Source organism: Lactiplantibacillus sp. ME-2, assembly GCF_022549155.1.
GTDB lineage: Bacteria > Bacillota > Bacilli > Lactobacillales > Lactobacillaceae > Lactiplantibacillus > Lactiplantibacillus plantarum.
In genome coordinates, this window is sequence record NZ_JAKZEQ010000024.1 from 46,602 (window position 1) to 53,857 (window position 7,256).

General features: G+C 42.8%; 8 protein-coding genes. 5 read left to right on the forward strand and 3 right to left on the reverse strand.

What is annotated here, in order from left to right:
• Positions 1 to 634: 634 nt before the first annotated feature.
• Together MMY95_RS09830 and MMY95_RS09835 are read right to left on the reverse strand one after the other, a co-directional pair.
• Complete coding sequence (locus MMY95_RS09830; protein ID WP_003641222.1) at positions 635 to 1,357, reverse strand: DUF4811 domain-containing protein; 723 nt, start codon at positions 1,355 to 1,357, stop codon at positions 635 to 637.
• On the reverse strand, positions 1,357 to 2,835 hold the full coding sequence (locus tag MMY95_RS09835; protein ID WP_003641223.1) for an MDR family MFS transporter: 1,479 nt from the start codon (positions 2,833 to 2,835) through the stop codon (positions 1,357 to 1,359). The genes MMY95_RS09830 and MMY95_RS09835 overlap by 1 nt, the downstream gene beginning before the upstream one ends.
• Before the next feature lie 129 nt (positions 2,836 to 2,964).
• On the opposite strand from MMY95_RS09835, the gene MMY95_RS09840 reads away from it, so the two are divergent.
• On the forward strand, positions 2,965 to 3,429 hold the full coding sequence (locus MMY95_RS09840) for a MerR family transcriptional regulator (RefSeq protein WP_003641224.1): 465 nt from the start codon (positions 2,965 to 2,967) through the stop codon (positions 3,427 to 3,429).
• Between the two features lie 503 nt (positions 3,430 to 3,932).
• On the opposite strand, the gene MMY95_RS09845 is transcribed toward MMY95_RS09840, so the two are convergent.
• On the reverse strand, positions 3,933 to 4,277 hold the full coding sequence (locus MMY95_RS09845; protein WP_003644081.1) for a hypothetical protein: 345 nt from the start codon (positions 4,275 to 4,277) through the stop codon (positions 3,933 to 3,935).
• Between the two features lie 211 nt (positions 4,278 to 4,488).
• On the opposite strand from MMY95_RS09845, the gene MMY95_RS09850 reads away from it, so the two are divergent.
• The 4 genes from MMY95_RS09850 to MMY95_RS09865 all read left to right on the forward strand — a co-directional run bounded on the left by MMY95_RS09850 (position 4,489) and on the right by MMY95_RS09865 (position 7,001).
• A complete protein-coding gene (locus MMY95_RS09850; protein WP_003641226.1) occupies positions 4,489 to 5,136 on the forward strand; it encodes a metal-dependent transcriptional regulator in 648 nt (215 codons plus the stop codon).
• A gap of 251 nt (positions 5,137 to 5,387) precedes the next feature.
• A complete protein-coding gene (locus tag MMY95_RS09855) occupies positions 5,388 to 5,588 on the forward strand; it encodes a cold-shock protein (protein ID WP_003641227.1) in 201 nt (66 codons plus the stop codon).
• 168 nt (positions 5,589 to 5,756) lie between these two features.
• The gene (locus MMY95_RS09860; RefSeq protein WP_003641228.1) at positions 5,757 to 6,506 is read left to right on the forward strand and encodes a threonine/serine exporter family protein; all 750 of its coding nucleotides are present in this window, start codon (positions 5,757 to 5,759) and stop codon (positions 6,504 to 6,506) included.
• A gap of 33 nt (positions 6,507 to 6,539) precedes the next feature.
• Positions 6,540 to 7,001 (forward strand): threonine/serine exporter family protein, encoded by a 462-nt coding sequence (locus tag MMY95_RS09865; protein WP_003641229.1) that lies wholly within the window; start codon positions 6,540 to 6,542, stop codon positions 6,999 to 7,001.
• The last annotated feature ends 255 nt before the right edge of the window (positions 7,002 to 7,256 follow it).

Sequence of the window (7,256 nt, forward strand, 5' to 3'; positions counted from 1 at the left end):
TGTCTGAGTACCAGTTGCTCACGGGCAAGCCTTTATCTTAGCGTTGATTAAGGCTGATGTTTAAAGCGAGCGTAAATCGAGCTCATTGTTGAAAATCCGATGACTATTAAGACCATGATTTGTAATACGCCAGTGGGTTGCTGAATTTGCCTGACGATAATGTAAGTCAGAATAGCCAAGTTGATCAGCCAACCAAATCGTCTTATTTGCTTAATTATAAAATTTTTAGGGTCTGTTTTACTAAGCATATAAAGTAAAAGGGCGATGATGATCCAAAACAATCCTGATGTTGAGTGATAGTACACGTAATCATTCCTTTAGACGTCTGACTTTCTAATGACATCGTAACAATCAACTTGGTACGTGATAATCGTATCATTTGCTCGAAAGCATCAAAATCATGTTTTAGTAAAGATAGTGTACATTTTCAGAAAAGAAACGTGAATTTTTTGTAAACCACCGGCATAATTAACCGGCGCATCGATTTTGAATAAGTGTGGTCTTGACGCTGGGGCGCCGGCGCTAGTTTTGGCAAGACGTTAGTGAAAGGGGGGGACAAGCCATGATGATCTTTAGACAACAAAGACCCCGGCATGCCGGGGTCTTGTCAGCTATTTTTAATTGTTAGTTCAAGTTATTTGCTAGCTTTAACGGTTTTAAGCATGCTCTGAATGGCATTGGCTTGATATTGAGCAGCCGCTGCTTTTTGAACTTTTGCGAGTTGCGCTTTGCTCATTGTCGGGTTCTTGACCATTGCGGCCTTGACCTGATTAGTCACGTAGACTTTAGCACGCGCTTTTAATGTCGCTTGCTGTTGCTTCATCAATTTACTGAATTGTTTAGCTTGGGTTGTGCTAAGTACGACCCAGTTCTTATTGATATAGAAGTAGTTGGTTCGCTTGATCAACTGTTTGTCATTGTTGGCTAAGCCAAACCAGAACTTCATGGCGTTACTCTTATAAGTCCACCGTGTCGTCTTAGTAACTAACTTAGGTGTCGCGGTCGTCGTCTTAACTTGGTTAGCAGTCTTGACGCTGGCTGTCGTATGGCTAACTTTTTTCTGATTAGTGGTCTTTTTATAAATATAGACCCGGTGCTTGTCAGCGGTACCCACACTTTGATAGAGCAATAAATCAAGTTGCTTGCTACTACCAGCAGACTTTAATGATTGCGTGGTGGTCGTCGTTGTTTTGACCATCCCGTAATGTTGACCATCATTCTTGGAGACGAAGACGATCGAGGTCACTAAGAGTGCCGCAAAGATAACGGATAGGCTGATTCGTAATGTGTTTTGGTGAACGTAGATAAATGATAAGAAGAGCGCGATTGCGCTAACAACGAGTAGTACGAGAATCATTAGTCGTTCACCTCCTTAGTGTTCATTACTGGCTTAACGGAATGCTGCTTGCCTTTCATGAAGAACGCGACGACGAGCCCGACAACTGAGAAGCCCACGGCAACCCAGAAAGCCGCGTGGTAACCATTTAAGGTTGCGTTGAAATAGCTGTTCTGATAACCAAGTGGATTGCTCTTAATCAAGCTATGAGCTGGTTTTGTGGCGTCCGTAACGTTTGATAAGACGGAAGTCAAGATGGCAGTCCCAATGGAACTAGCGATTTGACGCGTCGTGTTGTTAACGGCAGTCCCATGACCCATTAGTTCAACGGGAAGGGCGTTCATCCCAGCGGTAGTTGCCGGCATCATGACCATGGCAATCCCAAACATCCGAACGGCATAGAGAACCACGATGTAAACCGTTGCGGTATTACGAGTAATGAAGGCAAATGGAATGGTCCCGATTGTCAGTAAAAACATCCCTAAAATTGCCAAGCGTTTGGCACCAAAACGGTCAAAGGCCCGGCCGGTAATTGGACTCATAACCCCCATCATTAGGGCACCAGCTAATAGTGATAGCCCAGATTCAAAGGCGGAGAAACCATGAATAATTTGCAGGTAAAGTGGAATAACCATTTCGGCCCCTACCATGGCCATGTTAGCAACTGAGCTCAAAATAGCTGCAATTGTGAACTCGGCATGCTTGAAGACCCGTAATTGGAGGAATGGATTTTCCATCGTCAATTGACGCCAAATAAAACCAATGATGAAGATAACACCAATAATTAAAGTTGAGAGAACCACGGTTGACGTCCAGCCATTGTCACCAACGGATGAAAAGCCGTATAGTAAGCTCCCAAAACCAATGGTAGAAAGTACCAAGGATGCAAAGTCTAATTTTGGCTTAGACGTTTCCAAGACGTTGGCCATGAAGAAGAAGCCAGCGATTAGAACGATTGCGACGATTGGAACGATCAAACCAAATAAATCACGCCATGATAAGTTGTCGATAACCCACCCAGATAAGGTTGGACCGATGGCTGGGGCCAAACCGATAACAATTCCGGCAGTCCCCATGGCAGCCCCACGCTTATCAGCAGGGAAGATAGATAGCATAATCGTTTGAAGTAATGGCATGGTGACCCCGACCCCAACGGCTTGGATCAAACGCCCAGCCAATAAGAAGCCAAAGTTTGGTGCTGTCCAACAGATAATAGTACCCACTTCGAAAATGGCCATTGCGGAAAGATATAACCATTTAGTGGAAATCCGTGAACTTAACCACGCACTAACGGGAATCATAATCCCGTTGACTAACATAAACCCGGTTGTTAACCATTGCACGGTCGACGTTGTGATGTCGAAATCTTTCATCAACGTTGGGAAGGCAGTGGTTAAAATCGTTTGATTAAGAACGGTACAAAAAGTACCAACTAATAAAACTGCAATGAGCAAGCCACGGTTATAAGGCTTCCCATGCGTATCAACAGGAGTTGACAAGTAAATCCCTTCTCTCTAAAAAAGTACGTTGTCTAATATAATCGGATTTATCGACTTTGTCAACAAACTTGACATTAATATTAAAAATAATATACTGAGTATTGAAAATGTTAGAAAAGAGGTTGACCCGTGGATAAGCAAGAAGACGGTGTATTTTTTAAGAAATTTAAAGAACAGCTGGGTAAGCATCAATTCACAATCGGAATTAGCGATTTGGCGAAGATGACCGGCGTCTCTCAGACACAGCTACGTTACTGGGAACAGAAAAATTATATTCATAGTCTTAAAGTGAGTGAGAAGAATACCACGCATCGTTATTCGTATGGTATGCTGATGCGTGTTCATTTTATCAAGATGATGTTAGACGAGGGTTTTACACTGGCAGCGGCTGTCGAGCGGGCCGATGGGTATAATAACCAAATGGAAATGATGCGCATCTTTATGATGACGGCTTTTCAAGGAATCGAAGAACGGGATGGTCACCACATGGTCAAGTTGGGATATTTTGACGAAGCGAAGACACAACAGCTTTATTGTTATATTCAAGATGAGACGCCACATTATCGACTTTATCCCGTTAAGTCAGAGCGCTAGCAACCTTCAGCTTGTGTAACCGATTAATTAATGTTAAATTTAAGTTGGTAAATGTCGGTAAGTCACTTGGGCATTTAAGTTTCCCGTTCGTCAACCGATCTTATGGCTGGGTTGACCGTTGTCATGTTGGTCGTGTTTTGAAGTTTAACTTTGCAAAAGGATTTACAACGGAGCGCGAATAAGCGCTGAGAGATGCCTAGCTAGAACTAGGTAGTAATCGTGCATAAAACAACGTGTAATTGAAACTAGTAGTAGTCTTCAATCGCCCGGTGATGATATTTACCAGAGGTCCCAAGTGCTGCGGGAAAGCTTGGGGCTTTTTTGTACTTTCGTACGTTAAAACGTAATCTATCAGTGTGGTTATCAACAAAAAAGAGACCGAGTATCAACTCAATCTCTTTAAATAATCTATAAGTACGCGTGGTGCTTGTCTTTCATTTAGTATTAATTCTACTTCTATATGAAATAATCACGAGTAGCGCGCGTTAATTAAGTAGGAATTGTTAAGATGTCGCAGTTTGAGCAAACTTGGCGGCTAACCATTCATTCCATGGTAGTGCTGGATTACCACTAGTAAAGTATTGTTGATCGAGTCGATCAATCAAGTTGACGTAGGCGGTAAATGAAAAACTAACGGTGTCACTCAAGCGCTGAGCCTTGGTCATGTAGCGGCCGTAAGTAAGGTGTTCATTGATGTCTGTCATATAGCTGGCAACATCATAGTTGGACATCATTTCAAGGTTGTTAGCGTCAAAAAGTGGTAAGTAGAATGCGGCAAAGTCTTCAACTGCCTTGTGCTGCAAAGAACTATCCAATTGCGTAATTGATAATTGAGCATCATCATTCACGATGCGGTTCCTCCTTAGTTGAACAAGCACGTTTCTAAATTAGTAACCAAATTGGTTATTTTGCGCTACAATTAATTATGTCACGATTAGGCAATTATTTCAAAGCTTTGTCGTTATTAGAGACTAGAACTGGTGTCTCAATTGTAGTAAGATGTTAGAATTATATTAGAGAGAATCAGAAGTAACTATTTAGTTGAGGTGAAGAATATTCATGACCCCCATGAAGGAAGATTACTTAAAAATTATTTTCGAGCTTGGTGGTACGAAAAAAAAGGTGTCGAATAAGCAAATTGCCTTAAGTTTAGACATCGCGGCCGGCTCTGTAACGGAGATGGTCGGTAAATTAGTTCAGGAAGGCTTGGCTAAGCATACCCCGTATGCTGGGATTTCGTTAACAAAGAAAGGCATTCGCTACGCTGAAACGTTAGTTCGCAAGCACCGAATCTGGGAAGATTTCTTAGTTGATAAATTGGATTATGATTTGCCAGACGTGCATACGGAAGCGGAAGTGCTGGAGCATGTGACCAGTGAACGACTAGTGGATTCTTTGGAAGCCTTTTTAGGCAATCCGACGCATTGCCCGCATGGTGGCGCGATTCCCGATAAGGATGGTCATTATCAGGAAGACAGTCATGTGAGTTTAGCAGATACGCAGGATGGCACAACGGTTACGATTGAGCGATTTATTGATAATCATGATTTATTAGTTTATTTGCATGATACACCGCTCAAGATTGGACAGCAGGTCACGGTTTTAAAGCACGATCCATTTGAAGGTCCTGTTACCGTTTCCATTCAGAAAACGGGCGAGGAAATCCCAGTTAGCTATAAAGCGGCGCACAATGTCTTTGTAAAGTAAGCATGCGGCACCTATTTCCGAACAAACCTGTTAATTGTTAGTTAGTTATTCTGTTTCATTTATCATCACATAAACATTTCATGGAAATCATGGTGTTTGGCTACCCTTTTTAGAAACAATATGCTACAATTGTTCTTGTAGCTTGGTTAGGTAATTTTGGTCAGATCGTTTCAATAAACTATCCCCATTTGTACCGAATCATGATTTACATTATTTTATACGTGCAAAATGCACTAGGAGGATTTTTTATTATGGAACACGGAACAGTTAAATGGTTCAACGCTGATAAGGGTTTTGGTTTTATCACTCGCGAAAACGGTAGCGATGTATTCGTACATTTCTCAGCTATCCAAGAAGACGGCTTCAAGAGTCTTGATGAAGGCCAAGCTGTAAACTTCGACGTTGAAGAAAGCGATCGTGGCCCACAAGCAGTTAACGTTACAAAAGCATAATTAACAGCTTAAATGGCTTAAACCGGTGATGAGAATTAATTCTCATCACCGGTTTTTTGTCGTTTTGCAGCGGATGCTTAATTATCATAAATAAAGCTTTACTAACAGCCAGACATTGGCTAAAGTAAGAATTATTAGAGAATGTAATTCTGATTATTAAAGGGTGGGATGACAGTGACAACCGATGAGATGATTATTGCGACTTGCTTGAAGGCTGGTAAAATCATGGTCGAGAATGGTTCGGAGATTTCGCGAGTAGATGATACGATGATGCGGATTGCTCAGAATGCGGGGGTTGTTGCTGCCAATACCTACGTGACGATTACGGGTGTCATGATGTCGATTCAAGGACGTAATGCAACGCAGATTGCCGCGGTTAACCAGCGAACGATCGATCTTGAAAAAGTGGCACAGGTCAATCAGTTATCCCGTGAATTTGCGGCTACGACCATTGATTTACCAACTTTATATCAACGGCTTAATCAGTTAGATGCAGCTTCGCGCTCATTTCCGTTGTGGTTGCAGTTGGTCGGTGCAGCCTTAGTCAGTGGCCCCTTGATGATTATGTTTCGTCAGGAAATTGTTAATACGTGGCCAACTGTTATTATTGGAACATTAGGTTACTTGGTCTTTTATCTGCTTAACCGGTATCTTAAAATTAAATTTTTGAGCGAGTTAACGGCGGCACTTCTAATTGGGTTTGGCGCGGAATGGGTGTGTCAGATTGGGTGGGGAACCAATGTCAATGATATTATTATCGGGTCGTTGATGCCACTAGTGCCCGGAGTGCCATTAACAAACGCCGTACGAGATACTCTGGCTGGTAATTTCGTCAGTGGGCCTGCACGTGGCGTGGAAGCGATGCTGAGTGCGGCAGCACTAGGCTTTGGGATCGCCGTTGTCATTACATTATTTTAAGTACGGGCACTAGCCTGGGTATTCGGAGGGATCATGATGGGCACAATTGGACAATTAGTGCTGGCTTACATTGCGGTACTGGGGTTTGGCCTGATTATTAATATTCCGCATCAAGCGTTAAACGTTGCGGGCTGGATTGGTACCCTAACGTGGGGTGGCTATTTGATTGTTCAGGCTTTTGATGGTGGGGTCGTCTTAGGAAGCTTAATTGGCTCGGTCGGTATTGGCGTCCTCAGCAGCTTAGCAGCTCGCTACAAGAAGATGCCCGCTATTATCTTCAATATTCCGAGTTTAGTTTCATTCGTGCCCGGCAGTCAGGCTTATCAGATGGTGCGTAACTTTGCGCTGGGTAATTATCGTGAGGCGGTTTCATTCACGTTGCAAGTGATTATGATTACTGGTGCGATTGCATTGGGATTCTTATTAGCTGAATTACTCAACCGGCTTATCGCATTTTGTATTCGCCAGTGGCGGTTGCACCGATTGGAGTCGTAACCTAACTGTTGGCTGATTAGTTGTGAATCGTGAACAAAGTTTGCGGACGCTAAGACTAAGCACCATAAATAAATTCCGCCAAAAGTGGTGGGTTAGTGCGACTAATTTGCCGTGTGCCAGCGTTCTGAATAGTTACGCGCTTAGATTAGTTATTACGACTCGCATTCAATACAGAAAAAGCGCCAACTGAACTGCTCTACTACTGTCTCTTATACACATCTGACGCTGCCGACGATATGACAATCGTGTAGATCT

Coding starts and splice junctions, on each gene's coding strand:
- MMY95_RS09855 (WP_003641227.1), top strand. CDS start 5,388: ATGGAACACGGAACAGTTAAATGGTTCAACGCTGATAAGGGTTTTGGT.
- MMY95_RS09850 (WP_003641226.1), top strand. CDS start 4,489: ATGACCCCCATGAAGGAAGATTACTTAAAAATTATTTTCGAGCTTGGT.
- MMY95_RS09860 (WP_003641228.1), top strand. CDS start 5,757: ATGACAGTGACAACCGATGAGATGATTATTGCGACTTGCTTGAAGGCT.
- MMY95_RS09865 (WP_003641229.1), top strand. CDS start 6,540: ATGATGGGCACAATTGGACAATTAGTGCTGGCTTACATTGCGGTACTG.
- MMY95_RS09830 (WP_003641222.1), bottom strand. CDS start 1,357: ATGATTCTCGTACTACTCGTTGTTAGCGCAATCGCGCTCTTCTTATCA.